The following is a 24460-nucleotide window of genomic DNA, read 5'->3' on the forward strand; positions in this document are numbered from 1 at the left end:
GAAGGGAAGTAAAATACATTTGATAAAAAAATCATTTAAATTATCGTACAAGTATTTTTTTAGTTTTTTATCCTTGTTATCATTATTGGCGACTTTTATAAATATCAGTGATATTTATGAAAGTAATAATATAATAAGCCATATATTTAAAGTTATAATAACTTTTCTTGTATTATATGTCTTAAGCTTCGCTTATGCATTGTTAAATTGCTATTTCAAAAGTAGAGTAATATATTTTAAATATAATAAGTTTGAAGTTTCAGGAACATATGGCAATATCTTAGATTATATTGGCGCTAGTAAAGTTAATTTAATAGTTCCTGTAAATAGTTGTTTTGATACCAAAATAGATGATTCGGTTATTTCTACCAATTCACTTCATGGAAAAGTTATTAAATTTTTATATGATAATAATTTAGTATCACAGACAGAGCTTGATAAGAAGATTAAGCGTAGTTTGAGAGAACAGAATATATCATCAGTAAATATTGGTAATGATGTGAAAAAAGGTGGAAAATCAGTAGGAAATTATAATAGGTATCCTATCGGAAGTACTGCTTTTGTGGATATTGGTGACGTTAGATATCATTTTATAGCATTATCTATTATAGAAAATAATAAGAATGCTATAACTAGTGATCAAGATTATCTTATAGTTTTGAATGCAATAGTTGATAATTGTTTTAGGAATTCTAATGGTAATCCGATATATCTACCCTTGGTTGGTTCTGGTTTATCCAAACTGAATTATAATCATCAGCAACAATTAGAATTTATGGTTAAATACTTCATGCTACGTAGAACAAAATTAATATCTGATGTTGAAATCGTAATCCGAAAGGAAGATAGAGATAAAATTTCTATATTATAATTTAGGTGAGAGATGAGTACGAATAAGGTAAAAGATCCGATTAAAGTTTTTATTAGTTCTAAATGCGATGGAAAGTATAGAGAGATGCGTAAAAGACTCTCTAAACTCATTAATGATTCGCCTTTAATGAGTTCAATATGTTATGAAGAAGAGGGGAGTCGCAGTGTAATATCGGAGGAGTTTTATATAAATCATGTAAAGTCTTGTGACGTATGCTTGTTTATTATTGATAATGAAGATGGGATCAGTCCTTCGGTTTTAAAGGAGAATGACGCTGCAAAAAAGCACAATAAAAAATGTTTATATTTCTTTTGTACTGAAAATTCTAGTGATAGGACTCAATTGCAGGAAGATCTCAATGCAAAAGAAAAGTATTCAGAAATACCCGTGTTTGATCAGATTCCGGAAATAGTAATTGAATCAATTGCTGGAGATATTATTCATTATTATCGTTATAGAAACAGTGATATTGTTGATTATAAAATATCTGACATTAATACAGATAAGTATTCGTCAACAATTCTTGATATTTCAAAAGAATCTAAAGTGTTATGTGAATATCTTTTCAAAATATTTCAGTTAAACTTATCTCGAGATGAAAATAAATTATCAAACATTGATCACGAGATAATAAAGTTTTTTCAATTTATTTTTAATAAAAATAAATTCTTGGAAATTAATTTTGACATCCTAGAGGAGTATTTTGTTTCAAAAGCTGAAGAGGAATTAAAAGAAATTTTAACTCAAAGATTTAGTGCTATAAAGTTATATTTTAAGGGAGATCTAAGTGGTGCAATATCCATTCTATCTGAGAATTTAGTGAAAGTAGCTGATGATGTCAATATTCCGAAATGGATAGTTAACAATTTAGCAATAGATTTAAGAAACATTCAAAATGAAAAAGATAATTATGAAAATAGTTGGCCAAATTCAAATAGTGGTCTGGAATATCTAAATAACTCAAAAGAGCCCATCTACTTTCCATTGTTAGATAGAAAAGAGAAAATGTTTTTTGAAAAGATAGATAAATTCCATGCAGACAATTTATATTTAGAATCTGTAAGAAGTTATAATCTATGTAATATTGGCGTATTTCAATGGATATCAGAATCATTTATATTATCATTAGGTTACGCCTCTATTGCTCATATACAACATGTGAAAAATTTGATGAAAGTGCTTTTAAGAACACTTGCCGAAATGTATGATGATTATGAATTTAAAATAGAATTATTTGCTTTAGCAGTAACCTCTTCGGATAAAGTACTAGCTAATTTCTTGCTTAAATCGAAACAAGTAATAGGGACCATTAGTGCAGAAGAGATTGAATATACTATAGGATTGATTCGTAATATCGAATTTTTCAATAATCGTTTACGTTCCCAATGCTACTTATTACGTCATTTTTCAGATTATATAAATGATTCTATAATTGCTTCGTTCCTCATTGAATTTAAAGGTGAGGTCATAAAATGGTTGAATCAAGAGAATAGTGAGTTGAATTTGGAAAAACCAATTTTTGAGGCTTTAAAACAAATTATAACCCGATCTAATTATGAAGATACCATTGTAATTCTAGATATAATTTTTGATAAAAAACTAATTCGATTTTATGATAGTGCATTTTCTCTATTATCTAGAATGGACTATAGTGTGCTATCTAACCAAATTCAGAAAAAAGTAGAAAATTATTTTATATTTAAAAATGAGGAATATCAATTAAATGCATACGGAAGTTATAGTAATGCTTTGATTAATTATGTAAGGAATTCTACTAATGATAATACTAAATTATTGAGGTATATTGAGGAGAATGATTCTTTATTAATGGAGAAAATCAAACTTGAACTAGAACACAATATTGTTCCTGAAAAATATATAGATAAATTTATTGAAGATATAATCAGTTATAATAGAACTCAAGGTAAAAATGGGATATATACGTTTTCGGCAGTAAATAATTTCCAAACAATATTTAATATTATTAAGATAGATAATGTAAAATTATCTGAAAAAACATTTAATAAACTTATTGATATTTTCAAGCAGACTATTACTTCAGACAATCAATTATTAAGTGATAAATATTCTTCATTTAACATTTTATTTCAAATTTATTTTTCTCAGATTCATGATCATAATTGGTCAAAACTAATCGATGTATTGCAATCAAATAGAAATACATTGCGAGTGCATAGTGATTTAACTGATGAAAATCCAATTATTTTATCTATTCAACTGAATGTAATGAAAAGTATTTATGATGGTAATTATAATCTTGTTATTAACGATATACTCAAACTATCTGATGAAAATATATTTGAAATTAAGAGGGTAATATCATTCTTACGAACAATCTTTGAGTTTGATAAATTTTCCCCGAGTAGTGAATTTATTATGTTTTGTACTTATTTTTGTTTAAACATGACCAAACATTATTCTAGAAATATTAAGATGAATGCAACAGATTTGTTAATTAAACTAACTAAATATGAAATAGTTAATCAGATTATATTAAATCAACTGTCAAATATGATGGATTGTTCTAACTCAGACATAAAACTAGTTATTGTAACAAATATAGATAAAATTATTTCAAATGGTGATTATAAAGAATATATTATAGAGAAGGCAAAATTAGATAATCACCATTTAGTAATTAAGTATGCAAATGAATATAGAATGGAAAATTCTAATGAATAATTTTAAAATTCCCAAAATTAGGTTTAACAATTTTAAAGCTTTTTGGGTAGAAAAAAGAATTGCAGATATAGTCAACATATCTGCTGGTGGTGATGTAGATAAAGAAAGATTGAAGGAAAGTGGGAAATATCCTGTTATTGCAAATGCTTTGACAAACAAAGGAATTGTTGGGTTTTATGATGATTATAAAGTGAAAGCCCCTGCAGTGACTGTTACAGGACGTGGAGATGTTGGATATGCAGTAGCAAGACATGAAAATTTTACTCCAATTGTTAGACTTCTAACTCTTCAATCGGAAAATATTGATGTTGATTATCTTGAAAATCAGATTAATTCTATGAGAATTTTAAATGAGTCTACGGGTGTTCCACAATTAACAGCTCCTCAACTTGGGAACTATAAAGTGTATCATCCTGAGATTGACGAACAATCCGCTATCGGCTCTCTTTTCCGCACTCTCGACGACTTTCTTGCTAGCTACAAGGACAATCTTGCTAATTACCAATCTTTCAAGGCGACTATGCTTTCCAAGATGTTTCCCAAAGCTGGACAGTCTGTTCCTGAGATTCGTTTGGATGGATTTGAAGGAGAGTGGAGAATTATAAAATTAGGTGATGTATTGTCTGAGTTAAAAAGTGGCTTGTCGCGAGAATTATCAAATGATGATATTGGCCTTCCAGTTATTAGAGCTAACAATATTAGTGACGGAAATTTGAATTTGGATAGAGATATAAAATACTGGTTTAAGGAAGATCCTAAAGGGGCTAATACAGCAAATTATTTTGTAAAAGAGAATGACATATTGGTTAATTTTATAAATAGTGAGGCAAAAATGGGAACTGCTGCGATTGTGTCAAGAGAACCAGATAGAGAGACAATATATACAACGAATATATTGAAATTAACTGTAAAAGAAGACTATTATCCTTATTTTATATATTTAATGACTTTCGTACAAAGTTATCAAAATTATATAAAATCTATTACTAAACCTGCGGTAAATCAGGCAAGTTTTACGACTGTTGATTTTAAAAAATACGAATTTTTATGTCCAGCATTTCAAGAACAACAATCCATCGGTACCTATTTCTCTAACCTCGACAGCCTCATTGCTGCGCATCAAGAAAAAATCTCTCAGCTCGAAACACTCAAAAAGAAACTCTTACATGATATGTTTATCTAACCTTCTCAATTACCCTCAACAATACCATAAATATAGCATTTTTCGAATAGTATAAGTGAGCTCCTTTGATTCTTTCAAAGGTTGCTCCTTAGTATTTAATAACTTAAAAGTATTTACTTTTAATAACTTTAGAGTGATAATGAATTCGAAAAGGTGTTGCTTTGTGCACGCTATTTATTTTTATAAGGACAAACATGGAAGTCAACCGGTCTTGGACTATATGAGGGAGCTAGCTCGTCGTGATAGCAAGGACAGCCGGATCAAACTCAACAAGCTCAACGACTATATCGAGCTTTTGAGCCAGCATGGAACGCGTACTGGTGAACCCTATATCAAGCATCTGGATGTGGAGATTTGGGAGTTGAGACCTTTGCGGGATCGGATTTTATTCGTGGCTTGGCTGGATGGAAGCTTTGTCTTACTGCATCATTTTGTCAAAAAGACGCAAAAGACATCCAGACGAGAGATCGAGAAAGCCAAGCGAGCGTTGCAAGATTTGAAGGAAAGAGGGCTAAGAGATGAAGAATAGTGCCATCGGTAGCAATTGGAGAGATGTGAGAGCAGAGCTCTTTACCAAGGAAGAAATCCTGGGAAGTGATCTGCGGGTCGCAATCATGACAGAGTTGATCGAAGCCCGGCATGAAAAGGGCATTAGCCAAAAGAAACTTGAAGAACTCAGTGGTGTCAGTCAACCGGTCATTGCTCGGATGGAGACAGGAAAGACCAGCCCTCAATTGGATACGGTCTTGAAAGTCTTAGCCAGTCTGGGCAAGACCCTCGCTGTCGTCCCACTGGAACAAGAAAACGTCTAAAAGAAATCAGAAAGAATTACTATGGAAACAACACAAACCTCCCAGTCGCTTTACCAAGCCCTGTGGAACTCAGCGGATGTGCTCCGCTCTAAGATGGATGCCAATGACTATAAGTCTTACCTTTTGGGGATGATCTTTTATAAATACCTCTCAGATAAGTTGCTTTTCTTCGTGGCTGAGACCATGGAGGAGGAGACAGAGAGTCTGGATGAAGCCCTGGCTCTTTACCGATCCTACTATGAGGATCCGGACTCTCAAGAGGACCTCATCTCCGTCATCAAGGATGAGCTCAACTATGTCATCAAGCCAGCCCTGACCTTTACAGCCTTGGTGGATCGGGTCAATGAAGGTACCTTCCAGCTGGAAGATCTAGCTCAGGGCTTCCGAGATATTGAGCAATGTGATGAACTTTATGAAAACCTCTTTGAGGACATTGATCTCTATTCCAAGAAACTAGGGGCAACTCCTCAAAAGCAAAACCAGCTAGTAGCTGCGGTCATGAAAGAGCTAGCAGTGCTGGATGTGGCAGGTCATGCGGGTGATATGCTGGGCGATGCCTATGAGTATCTGATCGGTCAGTTTGCGACCGACTCTGGGAAGAAAGCTGGTGAGTTCTATACTCCACAGCCTGTAGCCAAGCTCATGACCCAGATTGCCTTTTTAGGGCGTGAAGATGAGCAGGGCTTTACACTCTATGATGCCACCATGGGATCGGGCTCGCTCTTGCTCAATGCTAAGAAGTATTCTCATCAGCCTCAAACCGTCCAATACTTCGGTCAGGAGCTCAATACCTCGACCTACAACCTAGCTCGGATGAACATGATCCTCCACGGGGTTCCTGTTGAAAACCAGTTCTTGCACAATGCCGATACGCTGGATGAAGACTGGCCGACCCAGGAGCCGACCAACTTTGACGGTGTTCTCATGAACCCTCCATACTCTGCCAAGTGGTCAGCAAGTTCTGGCTTCCTCCATGATCCTCGTTTCTCTCCTTTTGGGAAACTCGCACCTCAGTCCAAGGCTGACTTTGCCTTTCTCTTGCATGGTTACTACCACCTCAAGCAGGATAATGGGGTTATGGCTATCGTCCTACCTCACGGGGTCCTTTTCCGTGGCAATGCAGAAGGAACTATTCGTAAGGCCTTGCTGGAAGAAGGGGCTATTGATACCGTGATCGGTCTTCCTGCCAATATCTTCTTTAATACCAGCATTCCGACAACAGTCATCATTCTCAAAAAGAACCGCACCAATCGGGACGTCTATTTTATCGATGCTTCTAAGGAATTTGATAAGGGCAAAAACCAGAATATCATGACGGATGCTCATATTGAGAAGATCCTCAAGGCCTATAAGAGTAGAGAGGACATGGAGAAGTTTGCTCATCTAGCAAGCTATGAAGAAATTGTCGAAAATGACTATAACCTCAATATTCCTCGCTATGTAGATACCTTTGAGGAGGAAGAAGTAGAGCCATTAACAGAAATCGTCAGCAAGATTAATGATACAAATAAAGCAATCGAAAGCCAAACAGTTTCGCTACTCGAAATGCTTAATCAACTCCACGGAACCACACCAGAAGCAGATGCTGAGCTCAAACAGTTTCTGAAGGAGTTTAAAGGGTGATGGAAAAGTAGTTAGATACATCAATCAAATTTAATATCCCAGCCAAATCAATCTTTGGCTGGTTTTTATTGTTTAAAGATGGTATAATTAAATTACCTAATAGGTAATTTAATTTAACGGAAAGGGATTTATGAAGCTTATCTATACAAACAAAACTGTTAAAAAGCAGTGCACAGAGCTGAGGCAGGCGAAAAAGGATTTTTCGGATAAGATTGCTGTAAAGTTGCATCAGTTGATCAACTTTTTAGAAGCAGCGGATTCTTTGGCTAGTGTGACGGCTTTTCCTAAATATCACTTTCACCAACTCAAGGGAAAGAGACAGGGGCAGTTTGCTTTGGATATAGATGGTCGAAAGAGTTCCTATCGGTTGATTGTAGAATTTCGTGATGAGGATCTAGAAAAGGTTTTTCCTAGTCCCATTGAAATCGAAATCCTAAAAATAGAGGAGGTCAGCAATCACTATGAGTAATAAAATTGTTGAATACAAAGACCTGATTGCTTTTCATCCAGGTCAGTATGTTGGAGAGTTGATTGAAGATTATAACGTAACGCAAAAGGAATTTGCGGAGCGTTTAGGAGTTTCTGCAAAGACTGTCAGCAAGCTCGTCAATGCTGAGGAGTCCATTAGTAAAGAAACAGCTCATAAGTTAGCCAAGCTAAGCGGAGTTTCCATGCAAACCTGGCTCAATCTTCAAAATGCTTACGATGTAAAAGTTGCAGATATTGTAGAACAAAGAGAGCTAGAAGAAGGTTGTGAGAAAGAAATCTGTGAGATGATTGATTTTAAGTATTTTAAGGAAGAGGGCTATGTTATAGAAAAGCGCTATACTTTGAAAGAAAAGATTGTCGAACTTCGCAAGATTCTAGGTGTTGCAAGTTTAGAAAACCTCTTAACTTTCAATCATCTAGTGAGTTATCGGAATACACGTGAGTTTACGCCTAAAAGTATAGTGAATTCCAACGTCATGCTGGAGTTGGCATCTAAAAAGGCGCGTGATAAAACGACTACTAAGCTCAATCGTAGAAAACTAGAGAAAAACTTGCCTGCTTTGAGAGAGTTGACCAGACAAGACCCAGAAGTCTTTCCTCAACGCTTGTCTGATATCTTGCTAGACTGTGGTGTTGTCCTAGTCGGTCTACCTGCTTTAGCAAATGCCAATCTGAATGGTGCGACCAAAAAATTTGGAAATGGCAGTGCGCTGCTTTTACTCACGGATCGAAACAAAGCGTCCGATATTTTCTGGTTCTCACTTTTTCATGAGATTGGGCATATTCTGGAGAATGATTTTTCATCTGATGATGGTAATAGTGAATCATACCTTCGTTCCGAGGAGCAAGCAGACCAGTTTGCAAAAGATCTCTTGATTAGACCTGAAGACTATCAAGCTTTTGTTAAAAAAGGGAATTTCGATAAGTCAGATATCATACGCTTTGCTGAGGAAATAGATATTCACCCCAGTATTGTCTTAGGACGCTTGCAGAAGGAGCAGTACCTTGGATATGAGCAGTTTAGAGAATTAAAAGAGAACTATTACTTTGTTTCTTGAGAATTTTTGATTTTATGAGAATTTTATTCTAAGAAGTAGTCCGTTTGCTTATTTATCAATGAGAAATAATATTTCATAAACATCCTATCACAAATCAATCAAACTGGTACATTCTGAGCTAGTTCTGATTGGTTTTTTCTTATTTCCGGATTTTAAACTGTATTTATTCTGTATTTCAAATAAATAGAGACCTGAAACTTTATCATATAGCAGTTTTCTGGTTAGAACATTCGCTATTGTTACGTTTTTGTTACATTTGTTAGGATTGTATGAATTGTCAGAAAATTTTTATTATAATATGGTTTATAAATAAAGTAAGGAGACTTCTATGCAAAAACAACGTTTTTCACTCCGTAAATACAAGTTCGGTTTGGCTTCTGTTCTGCTGGGAACTGCTCTGGTTTTTGGTGCTGGACAGGCTCAGGCGGATGAGCAGGCGACAGCTAGTTCGTCAGGGCAAGGTCAGACGACTGCCGCTGTGGTATCAGCGACTGAGCCTGCTTCTCAAGCAACTACACCTGAGAGTCAGCCAGCAAGTTCAGCTACTGTGGAGAAAGCACCAGCTTCTTCTGAATCGGCTGCTTCAAGTACAGAGCAGGCTAGCCAGCCTTCTACGACAGAGGCTAGGGAAGCTGCTGCCGCTCCTGTAGAAAAAGGAGCGACTTCTTCATCAGAACAAGCTTCTTCAAGTGCTGAGAAAGTAACTCAGCCATCTGCCACAGAGACCAAGCCAACAGCTCCAGCTAGTCCAACAGCAGAGTCTCCGGTGGCCGCAAACTCAGAAAAGTCTGCTGCTAATCCTGATGCAGTAGCAGAGTCACCAACTTCTCGGGATGCTAAACCAAGCAGCATCAGTACCAATGAGATTATCAAGGTTCCTCAGACCTGGTCTCAGGGCTATAAAGGTCAAGGTCGTGTGGTAGCCATTATCGACTCAGGTCTGGATGTCCATCATGAGGTTTTGAAGATTTCTGACCCGTCAAAGGCCAAGTATCAGACAGAGGCAGCTTTGGAAGAGGCTAAGAAAAAGGCTGGTATTGACTACGGGAAGTGGTACAACAGCAAGGTTGTCTATGCCTATAACTATATTGACGGTGATGACAATATCAAGGAAAAGAATAGCTACTCACATGGTATGCACGTAACAGGGATTACAGCGGGGAATCCCAACAAGAAAGCTCCTAATGATGAGTATGTCTATGGTGTTGCGCCAGAAGCACAAGTTATGTTTATGAGGGTCTTCTCAGACCGTCAACGCACAACTAGCGACGCTATCTATATCAAAGCCATTGATGATGCGGTGGCTTTGGGAGCTGATACCATTAATATGAGTCTAGGTTCAGCAACAGGTTCAACGGTTGATGTCAGCCCTAGTCTGCAGGCCGCTATTGAGCGTGCTCGGGCCAAGGGGGTGAGCGTTGTCATTGCAGCGGGTAATGACAATACCTTCGGAAGTGAATACTCTAAACCGCTGGTTGAAAATCCAGACTATGGTCTAGTTGGCAGTCCTTCAACAGCAGAAAGCTCTATCTCAGTCGCTTCTGTCAATAACACAGTTCTGACAGAGGAAGTCATGGAAGTTCGTGGTCTGGAAAAGAACGATAAGCTTTTGAACGGTCATTTCAGCTACTCCATGGGTGAGACAAATGCAACCTTTGAAAAGGGCAAGGAATATGAGTATGTCCATGTTGGTCTTGGTCGTGAAGAGGACTTTGCTGGTAAGGATTTGACAGGGAAGCTGGCCCTTATCCAGCGAGGTTCCTTTACCTTTGCTGAAAAGGTTAGAAATGCCATCAGCCATGGTGCTGTTGGTGCTCTGATCTACAATAATGTTGACGGAGCTAACCTAACGATGAGCCTGGACAGTGAATCTAAAAAGGTTCCGTCAGCCTTTATCAGTAAGGAATATGGAGCGGCTTTAGCAGCTGGTAATTACAAGGTGGTCTTTAATGGTCTTGAGGTCAATCGGCCGCATCCAGGAGCAGGTAGTCTGTCTGACTTCTCTAGTTGGGGTGTCACGACAGATGGTTTGCTCAAGCCAGATGTGACCGCACCAGGTGGCGATATCTACTCTTCGCTTAATGACAATACCTATGGCTCTATGAAGGGAACCAGTATGGCTACGCCTCATGTGGCTGGTGTAGCGGCTCTGGTCAAGGAATATCTCCTTCAGCACTATCCAGACTTGACGCCTGCTCAGAATGCTGATTTGGTCAAAGCCCTCATCATGTCCACAGCTAAGCTACATGTCAACAAGGAAACTGGTGTCTACACCTCTCCGCGTCAGCAGGGAGCTGGTATCGTAGATACGGCAGCGGCTATTTCTACCGGTCTCTATGTGACAGGGGATAACCAATATCCTAGCGTTTCCTTGGGCAATGTTCAAGACAGCTTCACCTTTGATGTTACGGTTCATAATATCACGGATAAGGACCGGACGCTGAAGATGATTGTTAATACCAACACGGATGCGGTCAAGGATGGCTACTTTACCCTGACACCTCGCAAACTAACCGAAACGGTTTGGCCAGAAGTTACCGTCAAGGCTCATAGCAGCCAGAAAGTGACGGTCAAGGTAAATACTGCTAAGTATGCGGAAGAGTTAATCAAGCAGATGCCGAATGGCTATTTCTTAGAAGGCTTTGTCCGCTTTGTCGATCCAGCAGATGACGGTGATGTTGTTAGTCTGCCATTTATGGGCTTCCGTGGGCAATTCCAAGATCTGCCAGCTGTAGAAAGACCAATCTATGATCTGGTCCAAGAAGGCAAGTCAGGCTTCTATTACCCAGTGCCAGAGGACAAGAGTATCCTGTCTGATGACAATGTCTCTTCGCTTGTGACAGAGTCAAATGATACACTCTACTCTACCGGTCGAACAGCTGCTCGTAGCTCAATTGTACTGGGAACTGCAGAAAATGCGGATGGTAAGCATGTGCTGCAGCTGGGAGCGGATGGTAAGATTCGTCTGGCCTTCTCACCTAATGGAGATGGCAATCAGGACAGCATCCAGTATCGGACAGTTCTCTATCGCAATATCAATAATCTGACAGCTAGTGTCTATACGGCAGATGATAAGGACTATCGCTTCCCAATCTGGCAGAGCAGCACGATTAGAGAAGGCCGCAAGAACTATTATAGTGGTCAGTCAGACAATCCTAAGTCCTACCTACTAGAAGATACATACTGGGATGGTCGTGACAGCAAGGGTGAGAAGCTGGAGGATGGCCTCTATACCTATGTGGTTCGCTATACGCCAGATGTGCCAGGTGCTAAAGAGCAGCAGATTAGCTTTAACCTGCAGATTGATAATCAGAAGCCTTTGATTAGCTCAGGCTATATCAGTACCAAGGATGGTGCAGAAACCTTTACAGCTCGCAAGCCAAAAGATGTTGGCAACGGTGGTATTTTGAGAGAGCAGGTTTTCTATCTTCAAGCAGATGAAAAAGGGAAAGAGACCTTTAAAGCCGTGGATGATTTTGGCATTGAGCGTGATTACGAGCGTCGAGTTTACATCTCAGCCAATGCGGATGGCAGCTACAGCTTGCCAAAAGGAGTGGACAAGTCCAAGATCTTCTATGTGGTAGAGGACTATGCGGGCAACCGTGATGCCATAGCTCTGTCAGAACTAGTCAGTGCTGAAAATGATGGTCGTATCCGTGTCGCTCTGGTGGATGCCAATACGCGTCAAGATGTGCATTCGACCTTTGTCTATCGAATCAAGGATAGCAAGGGCAAGTATGTCGAACTGGACAAGGGCAAGAAAATCAACGCTCTGCCGTTTGGACGCTACACAGCTGAGATCTTTACTTATGATAAGGATGAGCTTCGTTTCTACAGCGCTCTGACTCAGGAGTTTGAGCTGACAGCCCAAGATAGCTTTAAGACGATTGAGTTTCTGGTCAAGAAGCTGGTCTTTGCACCGGTCAGCGTTGCCTTTGATCAAGCTGTTCCGAAGAATACCCAAGTGGTTCTCAAGAATAATAATGGCGATGCTTATACGCTTCCAGCAGAACTGTTTGGTAAGCATGCCTTTGGAAGATCTGTAGCGGCTGGATTCTACTCTGTCTTTGTCAACCTACCGACTGGCTATGAGCTCTGGGAAAGTAAGCCGACTGTTGAGGTCAAAGAGGGCAAGAATAACCTACTCAAGCTAGGAGTTATCGTCAAGTCAGGCTTGCTGGCAGCTGTCAATCAGCAGTCTAATCTGGTCGGCACTGCTCAGTATTACAATGCTTCTGCAGCGAAGCGCACGGCCTACGACCAAGCCTATCAAGCAGCCAAGGAAGCTTTGACAAGCAAACTGACCCAAGCGCAAGTTGATGATGTAAGAGCAAAACTAGAAACAGCATCAGCTGATCTAGACGGCAAGGACTCTGACCTTGCTGCGGTTAAGGCGGCTGTGGAAGCTTATGCTGCTACCACTAAGACAGGTGCTTATGCCAATGCTAAGGATAGAACTCGCCGCGCTTATGACAAGGCCTTCCAAGCAGTGGCTCTGCTCTTGGTGCAGGATAAGGTGACCCAGGAGCAAATCGATACAGCTCTAGCTCAGCTGACTACAGCAGAGAAGAAGCTGGATGGCAAGGCGACTAACTTTACCAATCTCAAGAAGATAGTCGATGATGAGGTGCATTACCAAGCTATCAGCAATAAGTTTATCTATGCTACTGACGCGGTTAAGGCGGCTTATCTAGAGGCTTATGCACAGGCTAAGGCAGTCTTGGCGGATCCAGGTGCCAGCCAGGAAGATGTCAAAGAAGCTATCGCCAATCTCAGAGCAGCCAAGAGAAAACTTGATGGCAGAAAGCCAAGAGTAGTAAAACCGAAAAAACCTAAACAAGTCTAATTGGTTTTCAAGTCAGTTAAAATCCCTTAAGTTGAAACTTGAGGGATTTTTCGATAAGTATTTTACATTGGCTCTATTTTCTGCTATAATCTTTTTTAGAAAGAATTCTCATTGTCTACTTTTTAGCGAGTTCGGGATAGTGTGAGCCGGATAGGGAAGCAGTGCAGATGGCGCTTTCGGATATAATTTCAAAAGTAATGAAGTAATAAATTAGGGTGGAACCGCGTCTTGACGCCCCTAGGTTGAAGAGCCTAGGAGTGTCGGATGTGGTTCTTTTGCGTACTGAATCTATTGTTCGAAAGAAAGGAGATTCGTGGAGAACCTTTATCTTGTAAAAGACGAGACCCAATTAGCAGCTTTTCGAGATTTCGTCGCAAAGAATTCCGCAAAGTTGCAGGATTATCTAACATTTTTAAAAGACGAGTTTGCGGTTTATGACTTGCCGCAAGCCATCATTTGGTCCGATTTTGATTCTGCTACGCAGTTCATTCGGGAAATTCCTGTACCAGCCTATACAAATGATAGGCGGATGGTTATGACTCCCGAATTGACGGTTTGGAAAGATTTATATCTTCTTCAGTTGGAGAATTACGAGACCTCTCACCAAACTCGAGCAATAGAAAGCCACTATAAGTCTTTGTCAGGAAATTCCCTCTTGCAGATTGTCGGCCATGAGTTGGCTCATTGGTCAGAGCATTTTTTAGATGACTTTGATGGATACGGTGCCTATATCTGGTTTGAAGAAGGTATGGCTGAGTATATTAGTCGCAAGTATTTCTTCACAGATGAGGAATTTCGAGTGGAAAAAGCTTGTAATCAGTCTCTCGTAAAGCTCTTTCAGAAAAAGCACGGTTGGCACTCATTGAATGATTTCGGCACTTCGACTTATCAAGGGAATTATGCTAGTATTTTTTACGAATACTGGCGTAGTTTTTTGACAGTTGACAAGTTAGTAGAAAATCTAGGCAGCGTTCAAGCGGTTTTTAATTCTTATCATCGTTGGGCAAATACAGATAAAACACTTCCCTTGTTGGATTGGTTCATAGAACAGAAAATAATAGACAAAGAGATATAAACAAACTAAAGGAGTAACAAATGTCTAAGAAGTTAACATTTCACCTCGCTAAAGTCAATTGCGAACCTAAAGGTTCGATTGGCTAACGACAACCGTTATGAGGCGGTTTGTCTAGGCGATGTACTAGCTTTTCAAAAGAGAAATAATCGTTCCCTTTTGAACGCTTCGCAAGAATCTCAAGAAACTAAAGGAGTAAAAAATGCCTAAAAAATTAACATTTCAAGAAATAATTTTGACTTTACAGCAGTTCTGGAATGATCAGGGTTGTATGCTCATGCAGGCTTATGATAATGAGAAGGGGGCGGGAACGATGAGTCCCTATACCTTCCTGCGAGCTATTGGGCCAGAGCCTTGGAACGCGGCCTATGTCGAGCCGTCTCGCCGGCCAGCAGATGGCCGTTATGGGGAAAATCCTAATCGTCTTTATCAGCACCACCAATTTCAAGTGGTTATGAAGCCTTCTCCAAGCAATATCCAAGAACTGTACTTGCAGTCTTTGGAGCTCTTGGGTATCAATCCGCTGGAGCACGATATCCGCTTTGTCGAGGATAACTGGGAAAATCCGTCAACTGGCTCGGCTGGTCTGGGCTGGGAAGTTTGGCTGGATGGTATGGAAATCACTCAGTTCACTTACTTCCAGCAGGTCGGAGGTCTACCAACTCATCCGGTGACTGCTGAGGTGACTTATGGTCTGGAGCGTCTGGCTTCTTATATCCAAGAAGTGGACTCTGTCTATGACATTGAGTGGGCTGATGGCGTTAAGTACGGCGAAATTTTCACTCATCCTGAGTATGAACATTCCAAGTACAGCTTTGAGGTCAGCAATCAAGACTTGCTCTTGGGGAATTTTGAGAAGTTTGAAGCGGAAGCTAAGCGCTGTCTGGACGAGCATCTGGTACACCCGGCCTATGACTATGTTCTCAAATGCTCGCATACCTTTAACCTCTTGGATGCGCGTGGAGCCGTATCTGTGACAGAGCGGGCTGGTTATATCGCCCGTATTCGGAATTTAGCACGTGTTGTGGCCAAGACCTTTGTTGCTGAGCGCAAGCGTCTAGGCTACCCACTTTTGGATGCAGAGACTCGCGAGAAACTCTTGGCAGAGGAGGGAGAATAATCATGGTAAAAAATTTATTAGTTGAACTAGGCTTGGAGGAAATGCCAGCCTATGTCGTGACACCGAGCATGAAGCAGCTGCGCGACAAGATGGGAGCCTTCCTGACAGACCATCGTTTGACCTTTGAGAAAATTGAAATGTTCTCAACGCCTCGCCGTCTGGCGGTGCGCGTGGTTGGCTTGGCGGACAAGCAGTCTGATCTGACAGAAGATTTCAAAGGCCCTTCTAAGAAAATTGCTCTGGACGCAGATGGGAACTTCACCAAGGCTGCCGAAGGCTTTGTCCGTGGCAAGGGCTTGACGGTTGAGGACATTACTTTCCGTGAAATCAAGGGGGAGGAATACGTCTATGTGACCAAGGAAGAAATCGGTCGCCCTGTAGAGGAAATCATCCCAGCAGTGACGGAAGTTCTGCAAGCTTTGACCTTCCCTGTCAGCATGCACTGGGCCAACAACACCTTTGAATACATCCGTCCGGTCCACACCTTAACTGTACTCTTAGACGAACAAGCCTTTGACTTGGATTTCTTGGACATCAAGAGCGGCCGTACTAGCCGTGGACATCGCTTCTTGGGCAAAGAGACGGAGATTTCTTCAGCGGATTCCTATGAAGATGACCTACGGGCTCAGTTTGTCATTGCCAGTCCTCTTGAGCGGGGAGATATGATTGTCGAGCAGATTCGAGCACTGGAAGAGGAGCACGGGGTTTCTATCGAGATCGACGAAGACCTGCTTAATGAAGTGTTGAATCTGGTAGAATATCCAACTGCTTTCCTAGGTAATTTTGATGCCAAATATTTAGAGGTGCCTGAGGAAGTGCTGGTAACTTCCATGAAAGAGCACCAACGTTACTTTATTGTGCGCGATGCTGAAGGCAAGCTTTTGCCACACTTTATCTCTGTCCGCAACGGAAATGCAGAGCACTTAGAAAATGTCATCAAAGGAAATGAGAAAGTCTTGGTGGCTCGTCTGGAAGATGGGGAATTCTTCTGGCGGGAAGACCAAAAACTGGCTATTGCTGACTTGGTTGAAAAACTGAGCAATGTGACCTTCCACGAAAAGATTGGCTCTCTGGCAGAGCACATGGAGCGGACTGGCAAGATTGCTGCTCTCTTGGCGCAAGAAGCAGGATTGGATGCTGATGAGACAGCTGACTTGGCTCGTGCAGCGGCTATTTATAAGTTTGATTTGCTGACTGGCATGGTTGGTGAGTTTGATGAGCTGCAAGGTATCATGGGCGAGAAGTATGCTCTTCTGGCTGGTGAGAATGCTGCGGTGGCAGCTGCTATTCGGGAGCACTATATGCCGACATCAGCCGATGGCGAATTACCTGACACCAAGGTCGGAGCGGTCTTGGCTCTGGCTGATAAGCTGGACACCATTCTGTCCTTCTTCTCTGTTGGCTTGATTCCGAGCGGTTCCAATGACCCGTATGCACTACGCCGTGCGACTCAGGGTGTTGTGCGTATCTTGGACAAGTTTGGCTGGAACATTGACTTGGCTCATCTTCTTGGTCGACTTTACGAACTCAAGTTTGATAGCTTAAGCTATGACAATCAAGAGGCAGTGCTGGACTTCTTCCGTGCCCGCGTTGAGAAGATGATGGATCGCAGCATTCCGAAAGACATCGTGACGGCTGTTCTTCAAGACACTAATTTCGTCGTACGCGATTTGGTAGAAACAGCTGCGCTTCTAGCAGAAAAAGCTCAGGAAGACAACTTTAAGTCGGCAGTGGAAAGCCTGTCGCGGGTCTTCAATCTTGCTGAGAAAGCCCAAGGGCAGACAGCTATCAATTCAGCACTCTTTGAAAATCAAGAGGAAAAAGACTTGGCAGCTGCCATTGAAGCAGTGGAGCTGACATCTGACTTGGCTGCCAATCTGGACCAACTCTTTGCCCTCAGTCCAGTTATCGATGCTTTCTTTGACCATACCATGGTTATGGCAGAAGATGAGGCTGTGCGTAACAACCGCCTAGCTCTCCTAGCTTCTTTGACGGCCAAGGCTGGACAGCTGGCGCAGTTTAATCAGATTAATACCAAATAAAAGGTAAGAGAGGTAGAATCATGGATCCTAAAAAAATTGAACGTATCAATGAACTGGCTAAGAAGAAAAAAACAGAAGGTCTAACTGCTGAGGAAAAAGTGGAACAAGCCAAGCTTCGTGAAGAGTATATCGAAGGCTACCGTCGCTCTGTTCGCCATCACATCGAAGGCATCAAGATTGTTGATGAGGATGGCAATGATGTGACACCTGAGAAGTTGCGTCAAGTTCAGCGCGAGAAAGGCCTTCACGGCCGTAGTCTGGATGACCCAGAGTCTTAAAGTAATATAAAAAAATCCCTCGCTAGGAAGCTAGAAAGTTCCTGTCGAGGGATTCTTTTATTCTTGTTTATGTTTTTTCAAAATGCGGAGAGCTACATAGATGCAGCTAGCGATGATTGCTACATCCAGCCAGAAAATCCAAGGCTCCGTGATACGGAAAAAGAAATAAGCAGCGATGGCAATAATGAGGGATAGAATCCCTAAATCCATTTTTTCTTTGAGATTGAGTCTCATAGGTCTTCTTCCTCCTTTTTTTGTGCTTGGCGAATCTTTCCTTTGGCAATGAAATGCATGATCAGTCCAAATCCAAGGCCTGCGGCTAATCCAGTTACAATAAGTTTAGGTTGAAGCAAAACTTGTAGGATATCTTTCTTTTCCATGACAGCTATCATGATGCTAAAGAGAGGGTAAAAGAGCAGCCAATAGGAGAAGCCTGCTTTGAGGCCAGCATGCTTCATGGCTTTTTCTTCTTTTTCATCCTGAAGTCCTAGCTCTAGGCCATCAATTCCTTTGCGCCGTGCTTGAATGACTATATAGACACAGAAGCCGAGGATAAGGATTTCCAGCAGGATTGGATAGGCAAGAGCGATAATTTGGGGCCAGCGAAAGGCTAGGGGAAAGGCGATGGCATTGCCAAAAATCAGAATAAAGAAAAGCCAAATGAAGCCTATATTTCCTAAGTGCTCAGCCTGTTGGCGTTTTTGCTCGTCCAGAGGTCCAGTAATACCGTAAAATCGTTTGATCATCTTGTCTGAGAATGTTTCTTTTTTCATGTTTGAGTCCTTTCTAGCTTGAGTCAAGGGATTATTCGCTCTGTTCAGTATGACGTTTGCGTGATTTGAAGTAAAAGCTGATAAAAACACCTAAAATGCTAGCGACCAAGGCTGTTTTCAGGATTCGATCAGCTTGTAAAAAGAGAGTGAAAAAGTCTTGCTTGAGAGTGACTGCTTCTATAAGGCTAAAGATAGGATGGAAAGTCAATCCAACGAAGAGAGCAATCTTAAGACCAGGATATTGAAGCTTGCGCTTTTCTTTTTCACTCATGAGTTCCAAATCCAAATCTGCCAGGTGCTTTTTCTCAGACCTGAAGTAAATGACACTAGCTATTATAAAGGTAAGAAGCTCTATTATAATAGGATAAATTCGTGCATCTAAGCCTGGATAGATATCGGCTAGCATGAAAGCTAGGAAATTACCAACTTGCAAAATCAAGAAAAGCCAGATAAAGCCTATATTTCCTAAATGCTCAGCCTGTTGGCGCTTCTGCTCATCCAAAGGTCCAGTAATACCGTAAAATCGTTTGATCATCTTGTCTGAGAATGTTTCTTTTTTCATGTTTGAGTCCTTTCTTTAGGTATGAAATTTGCTACAGGGAAGAATTCTTAGTCCTCTGAATCTTCATCTGTCAGCTGGGGATCCCAAAAGAGGGCGTTGAGGTCAGTATCCAGCGCTCTAGCCAGATTGATACAGAGCTCGAGGGTGGGGTTGTATTTGTTATTTTCAATCATATTGATAGTTTGCCGCGATACCCCGATAGACTTGGCCAACTCTAGCTGAGACATCTTTTTTTCTTTTCGAAATTCTTTGACACGATTCATTACACCCTTCCTTTCTAATACTATAACTGATAACTTTCAACAAGTTTGTCAGTTATATTTGACTTTTATTTTATGCTAGTATAATACTTTTTGGAAAAAGTGTCAAGTATATCTGACAAAAAATTTTAAAAAGGATTTCATCCGCTTACTTTTTCTTTTAAATTTTTTTTTGCTTTTGAATGTGATATAATAAGTAAGATATGACAAACGAATTTCATCACATTACGGTTCTTCTTCATGAAACGGTTGACCAGCTGGCGGTTAAGCCTGACGGCATCTATGTTGATGCGACCCTTGGGGGTGCTGGTCACAGCGAATATCTTTTGAGCCAGCTCGGAGATGAGGGGCATCTTTATGCTTTTGATCAGGACCAGACGGCTATTGACAATGCTAAAAAGCGTTTGGCTCCTTATGTAGAGCGGGGGATGGTGACCTTTATCAAGGACAATTTCCGCCACCTCAAGAGCCGTTTGCAAGAAGCCGGTGTGGAAGAAATTGATGGGATTTGTTATGACTTAGGCGTTTCCAGTCCTCAGCTGGATCAGCGTGAGCGTGGTTTTTCCTATAAACAGGATGCGCCTTTAGATATGCGCATGAACCGCGAGGCAGCCTTGACAGCTTTTGAGGTTGTCAATCATTATAGTTATCAGGATTTAGTACGAATCTTTTTTAAATACGGCGAAGACAAGTTTTCTAAGCAGATTGCTCGCAAGATTGAGCAGGCTAGAAGTGTCAAGCCTATTGAAACAACGACAGAACTGGCTGAAATTATCAAGTCAGCCAAGCCAGCTAAGGAGCTGAAGAAGAAAGGGCACCCAGCCAAGCAGATTTTTCAGGCCATTCGGATTGAGGTCAATGATGAATTGGGCGCAGCGGATGAGTCTATTCAGCGGGCCATTGATCTGCTGGCGGTAGACGGCCGGATTGCAGTCATTACCTTTCATTCGCTGGAAGACCGCCTGACCAAGCAGCTTTTCAAGGAGGCATCAACAGTGGATGTTCCTAAAGGCTTGCCCTTTATCCCTGATGAACTGCAGCCTAAGCTGGAGCTGGTCAGCCGCAAACCAATTTTACCAAGCAAAGAAGAATTAGAAAGCAATAATCGGGCTCATTCCGCCAAGCTGCGCGTGGCCCGTAAGATACACAAGTGAGGAAGAAATGTCAGAAAAAAGACCAAACCCGCTTCAAGATCAGATGAGAAAATTTTCCCGAGTTGAGAAGGCTTTTTACGGCTCTATCGTTTTGACTGCCATTATTTTAGCGGTCAGCATCGTCTTTATGCAGACCAAGCTATTGCAGGTGGACCGGGATTTGACGGAAGTTAATACACAGATTGAAGCGGAGCAGACAGAGCTAGCCGACATCAAGCAGGAAGTCAATGAACTGACCCGCTATGAAAGGCTGTCCCAGCTAGCCAGCTCTCAGGATATGAAACTCCAGAAGGGAAATCGTAAAACAGTGAGTTCAACGGATGAAGAATAGAATTTTTGAAAAAATTAAAAAATACGCCCTGAAAAATAGGCAAACCCCTGAATACAATCGGCGGCAAGTGGGAAAGAGCATGAGTATCTTAGCTATCTTTCTCTTTTTCGTTTTCTTGATTAATTTTGCCATCATTATCGGGACAGACCAGAAGTTCGGTGTTAATCTGTCAAAGGGAGCAGAAGTAGTCCATCAAAAGACGGTCACAGTCGCTGCCCGGCGTGGAACGATTTATGACCGAAATGGTGTTCCCATTGCAGAGGATGCTACGACTTATAATGTCTATGCCATTATTGACAAGAGCTACAAGTCAGCTACCGGCAAGATTCTCTATGTAGAAGAATCCCAGTACGATAAGGTGGCAGAGATTTTCAATCAATATCTAGAGCTGGATAAGGACTACGTCAAAACCCAGCTGTCGCAGAAAAATCTCAAGCAAGTTTCTTTTGGGGCACAGGGCAATGGCATTACCTACAGTAATATGAACGCCATGCGGGAAGCCTTTGAAGCTGCTGGTATTGAAGGGATTGACTTTACTACCAGTCCTAACCGCAGTTATAGTAACGGTGTGTTTGCCTCCCAGTTTATCGGTCTGGCCCAGCTGCAGGAGGATAAGGAAGGCAATAAGACGCTGAAAGGGACTTCTGGCATGGAGCAGGCTCTGGATAGGATTCTTGCTGGTCAGAATGGGATTGTGACCTACGAAAAAGACCGGAATGGCAATGTTGTGCCTGGGTCAGAAAAGGTCTCTGTACAGGCAGAGGACGGCAAGGACGTCTATACAACGCTGTCGGCTGATTTGCAAACATACCTAGAAACGCGGATGAACGCCTTTCAGGAAAAAGTCAAAGGTAAGTTTGTCAATGCGACCTTGGTCAGTGCTAAGACAGGCGAAATCCTAGCCACATCTCAACGGCCTACCTATAATGCAGATACCAAGGAAGGCTTGAATGAGAAAAATCTAGGCAACTGGAACACCATGCTCTATCAAGGCCAGTATGAGCCTGGATCTACTATGAAGGTTATGACCCTGGCTTCAGCGATTGATAATGGCAGCTTTAATCCTAACGATACCTATGACAGCAGAGAGTACAAGGTCATGGATGCGACCATTCGGGACTGGAACGTCAACATGGGGATTTCAGAAGGGGAAACCCTGACCTTTGCCCAAGGATTTACCTATTCCAGTAACGTTGGTATGACCATTCTGGAGCAGAAGATGGGCAATGACAAGTGGCTGGACTACTTGAGTAAGTTTAAGTTTGGTCTGCCGACCCGCTTTGGGATGGGCAATGAAACCTATGGCTCCCTGCCAGGTGATAACTATGTTACGATTGCCATGAGTTCTTTCGGTCAAGGGATTGGTGTGACCCAGGTGCAGATGTTGCGTGCTTTCTCATCTGTAGCCAATGACGGTGTCATGGTTGAGCCTAAGTTTATCAATGCTATCCATGATCCTAAAACCAATACAGCTCGTAAGACTACGACGGAAATTATCGGAAATCCTGTCTCAGAAAAAGCAGCTCAAACCACTCGGGATTATATGGTTCAGGTCGGAACAGACGCCTACCACGGAACCCTGAATGTCGGTGGAGAACCCGTCATTCAAGTGGCTGGTCAGAATGTCGCTGTCAAATCGGGGACCGCTCAGATCGCTTCTGAAAACGGTTATCTAGAGGGTGAGAACGACTATATCTATTCAGTTGTTGCCATGACGCCGGCAGAAAATCCGGAATTTATCATGTATGTGACAGTTCAGCAGCCTGAGGAAAAATTCCAGCCTATATTCTGGCAGGAAGTGGTCAATCCGGTCTTGGAAGAAGCAGTCGCTCTTAAAGACAGTCTTAATCTGACGACAGAGACGACTCCAGCTCTTGAAACAGTCACTGAAGAAACCAGCTATAAAATGCCATCACTGGAAGATTTGACCAAGCAACTAGGTCTGAAACATCAAATCAGTCCTGGCGGTCTGGCAGATGAATTGCGCCGCAACCTCGTCCAACCAATTGTACTGGGAACAGGTGGCAAGATTAAAAAAGTATCTGTCAAAGAGGGCAAAAATCTCAAGGCCAATCAGCAGATTTTGATCTTGTCAGATGATTTAGACAGTCTGCCCGATATGTACGGCTGGACCAAGGCCAATGTTGAACGTTTTGCGAAGTGGCAGGGCATTGAAGTCACTTTCAAAGGAGAGGGCTCCAAGGTCGTCAAGCTGAGCGAGAAGACCAATACTTCGCTGAAAAATCTCAAGAAAATAACAATTACAATGGGAGACTAATATGCTTATTGCTCTTATTGCAGGAATCGTAACTTTTATCCTAACTATCATCGGCATTCCTGCCTTTATTCGTTTTTACCATAAGGCTCGTATCACAGGCCAACAGATGCACGAAGATGTTAAGCAGCATCAGGCCAAGGCCGGAACACCAACCATGGGGGGTACTGTCTTTCTCTTGACATCTGTTCTGGCCAGCTTTGTTATCGGTCTGTTTTCGCATCAGCTGTCCAACGGCCTCATCATGATTCTTTTTATCTTGGTCCTGTATGGCGTTGTCGGCTTTTTGGATGATTTCCTTAAGGTGTTTCGTAAGATCAACGAAGGTCTAAATCCCAAGCAGAAATTGTTTCTGCAGCTGGTTGGTGGAGTTGTCTTTTACTTCTTCTATAATCAGCACGGTGCAGGTGACCAGCTGAATATCTTCACCGTTCCTGTCCAGATAGGCTTCCTCTATGTCTTTTTCGTCCTTTTTTGGCTGATTGGCTTCTCCAATGCTGTCAATCTGACGGATGGAATTGATGGTTTGGCTAGCATTTCTGTGGTCATTAGCTTGGTGGCCTATGCTGTAATTGCTGTTGAGCAGAAGCGTTTTGATATTTTGATTGTCATCATTAGCATGATTGGTGGCTTGCTAGGCTTCTTTGTCTTCAATCACAAGCCCGCTAAAATCTTCATGGGAGATGTGGGAAGCTTGGCTTTGGGAGGTATGTTGGCTGCTATCTCCATTTCCCTTCACCAAGAGTGGACCCTGCTCTTGATTGGTATCGTCTATGTATTTGAAACAACCTCTGTCATGATGCAGGTGACCTACTTCAAGCTGACCGGCGGCAAGCGGATTTTCCGGATGACCCCGGTTCATCACCACTTTGAGCTTGGTGGCCTAACTGGCCACGGCAAGGAGTGGAGCGAGTGGAAAGTCGATTTCTTCTTCTGGGGAATCGGTATCGTGGGCAGTCTTTTGACCCTAGCTATCCTATATCTATAGCAAAAAGCGAGTCTCTGACT

The 24460-nt window shown here is 41.7% G+C and carries 21 protein-coding genes; 17 read left to right on the top strand and 4 right to left on the bottom strand.

Annotated elements, in window-relative coordinates; all coding sequences use genetic code 11:
- The first annotated feature begins 19 nt into the window (after positions 1-19).
- From J1C81_RS02575 to J1C81_RS02635, 13 genes are all read left to right on the top strand, one after another.
- Positions 20-871: a macro domain-containing protein gene (locus J1C81_RS02575; protein ID WP_427197475.1), complete on the top strand. Its 852-nt coding sequence runs from the start codon at positions 20-22 to the stop codon at positions 869-871.
- A 12-nt stretch (positions 872-883) separates the two neighbouring features.
- A complete protein-coding gene (locus J1C81_RS02580) occupies positions 884-3574 on the top strand; it encodes a DUF4062 domain-containing protein (protein ID WP_295345663.1) in 2691 nt (896 codons plus the stop codon).
- Positions 3567-4757 carry a restriction endonuclease subunit S gene (locus J1C81_RS02585; protein WP_032909890.1) on the top strand — a complete coding sequence of 397 codons (1191 nt, stop codon included), beginning with the start codon at positions 3567-3569 and terminating at the stop codon, positions 4755-4757. Before J1C81_RS02580 ends, J1C81_RS02585 begins: the two co-directional genes overlap by 8 nt.
- Before the next feature lie 163 nt (positions 4758-4920).
- Positions 4921-5286 (top strand): type II toxin-antitoxin system RelE/ParE family toxin, encoded by a 366-nt coding sequence (locus J1C81_RS02590; protein ID WP_032909876.1) that lies wholly within the window; start codon positions 4921-4923, stop codon positions 5284-5286.
- Entirely contained in the window at positions 5276-5569 is a 294-nt protein-coding gene (locus J1C81_RS02595) for a helix-turn-helix domain-containing protein (protein WP_002916337.1), read from the top strand. The genes J1C81_RS02590 and J1C81_RS02595 overlap by 11 nt, the downstream gene beginning before the upstream one ends.
- Positions 5570-5590: 21 nt before the next feature.
- The gene (locus J1C81_RS02600; protein ID WP_002916336.1) at positions 5591-7192 is read left to right on the top strand and encodes a type I restriction-modification system subunit M; all 1602 of its coding nucleotides are present in this window, start codon (positions 5591-5593) and stop codon (positions 7190-7192) included.
- A gap of 130 nt (positions 7193-7322) precedes the next feature.
- Complete coding sequence (locus J1C81_RS02605) at positions 7323-7661, top strand: type II toxin-antitoxin system RelE/ParE family toxin (RefSeq protein WP_002916334.1); 339 nt, start codon at positions 7323-7325, stop codon at positions 7659-7661.
- Positions 7654-8739 (top strand): HigA family addiction module antitoxin, encoded by a 1086-nt coding sequence (locus J1C81_RS02610; RefSeq protein ID WP_002916333.1) that lies wholly within the window; start codon positions 7654-7656, stop codon positions 8737-8739. The genes J1C81_RS02605 and J1C81_RS02610 overlap by 8 nt, the downstream gene beginning before the upstream one ends.
- A gap of 328 nt (positions 8740-9067) precedes the next feature.
- Positions 9068-13585 carry a S8 family serine peptidase gene (locus J1C81_RS02615; RefSeq protein ID WP_002916332.1) on the top strand — a complete coding sequence of 1506 codons (4518 nt, stop codon included), beginning with the start codon at positions 9068-9070 and terminating at the stop codon, positions 13583-13585.
- Positions 13586-13898: 313 nt separating this feature from the next.
- Positions 13899-14660 carry a hypothetical protein gene (locus tag J1C81_RS02620; protein WP_002916331.1) on the top strand — a complete coding sequence of 254 codons (762 nt, stop codon included), beginning with the start codon at positions 13899-13901 and terminating at the stop codon, positions 14658-14660.
- 199 nt (positions 14661-14859) lie between these two features.
- The gene (gene glyQ / locus J1C81_RS02625; RefSeq protein WP_002916329.1) at positions 14860-15777 is read left to right on the top strand and encodes a glycine--tRNA ligase subunit alpha; all 918 of its coding nucleotides are present in this window, start codon (positions 14860-14862) and stop codon (positions 15775-15777) included.
- Between the two features lie 2 nt (positions 15778-15779).
- Positions 15780-17819: a glycine--tRNA ligase subunit beta gene (gene glyS, locus J1C81_RS02630; protein ID WP_002916327.1), complete on the top strand. Its 2040-nt coding sequence runs from the start codon at positions 15780-15782 to the stop codon at positions 17817-17819.
- A 20-nt stretch (positions 17820-17839) separates the two neighbouring features.
- The gene (locus J1C81_RS02635; protein WP_002916326.1) at positions 17840-18097 is read left to right on the top strand and encodes a DUF896 family protein; all 258 of its coding nucleotides are present in this window, start codon (positions 17840-17842) and stop codon (positions 18095-18097) included.
- 57 nt (positions 18098-18154) lie between these two features.
- Here the strand turns inward: J1C81_RS02635 and J1C81_RS02640 are convergent, their stop codons facing one another.
- The 4 genes from J1C81_RS02640 to J1C81_RS02655 are packed head-to-tail and all read right to left on the bottom strand — an operon-like array spanning position 18155 to position 19695.
- The gene (locus tag J1C81_RS02640; RefSeq protein WP_002901317.1) at positions 18155-18331 is read right to left on the bottom strand and encodes a hypothetical protein; all 177 of its coding nucleotides are present in this window, start codon (positions 18329-18331) and stop codon (positions 18155-18157) included.
- The gene (locus J1C81_RS02645; RefSeq protein ID WP_002916325.1) at positions 18328-18870 is read right to left on the bottom strand and encodes a DUF3278 domain-containing protein; all 543 of its coding nucleotides are present in this window, start codon (positions 18868-18870) and stop codon (positions 18328-18330) included. The genes J1C81_RS02640 and J1C81_RS02645 overlap by 4 nt, the downstream gene beginning before the upstream one ends.
- A gap of 31 nt (positions 18871-18901) precedes the next feature.
- Positions 18902-19432 carry a DUF3278 domain-containing protein gene (locus J1C81_RS02650; protein ID WP_002916320.1) on the bottom strand — a complete coding sequence of 177 codons (531 nt, stop codon included), beginning with the start codon at positions 19430-19432 and terminating at the stop codon, positions 18902-18904.
- 47 nt (positions 19433-19479) lie between these two features.
- Positions 19480-19695 carry a helix-turn-helix transcriptional regulator gene (locus J1C81_RS02655; protein ID WP_002916318.1) on the bottom strand — a complete coding sequence of 72 codons (216 nt, stop codon included), beginning with the start codon at positions 19693-19695 and terminating at the stop codon, positions 19480-19482.
- Between the two features lie 200 nt (positions 19696-19895).
- On the opposite strand from J1C81_RS02655, the gene rsmH reads away from it, so the two are divergent.
- Genes rsmH through mraY form a run of 4 tightly spaced genes read left to right on the top strand, consistent with a single transcriptional unit; the run spans position 19896 to position 24440 of the window.
- Complete coding sequence (gene rsmH / locus J1C81_RS02660; RefSeq protein WP_002916316.1) at positions 19896-20846, top strand: 16S rRNA (cytosine(1402)-N(4))-methyltransferase RsmH; 951 nt, start codon at positions 19896-19898, stop codon at positions 20844-20846.
- A gap of 7 nt (positions 20847-20853) precedes the next feature.
- Positions 20854-21177 (top strand): cell division protein FtsL, encoded by a 324-nt coding sequence (gene ftsL / locus J1C81_RS02665; RefSeq protein ID WP_002893529.1) that lies wholly within the window; start codon positions 20854-20856, stop codon positions 21175-21177.
- A complete protein-coding gene (gene pbp2X / locus J1C81_RS02670) occupies positions 21167-23455 on the top strand; it encodes a penicillin-binding protein PBP2X (protein WP_002916314.1) in 2289 nt (762 codons plus the stop codon). Before ftsL ends, pbp2X begins: the two co-directional genes overlap by 11 nt.
- Before the next feature lies 1 nt (position 23456).
- Entirely contained in the window at positions 23457-24440 is a 984-nt protein-coding gene (gene mraY / locus J1C81_RS02675; protein WP_002911286.1) for a phospho-N-acetylmuramoyl-pentapeptide-transferase, read from the top strand.
- Positions 24441-24460: the final 20 nt, after the last annotated feature.

It is taken from the genome of Streptococcus sanguinis (assembly GCF_050225395.1).
GTDB lineage: Bacteria > Bacillota > Bacilli > Lactobacillales > Streptococcaceae > Streptococcus.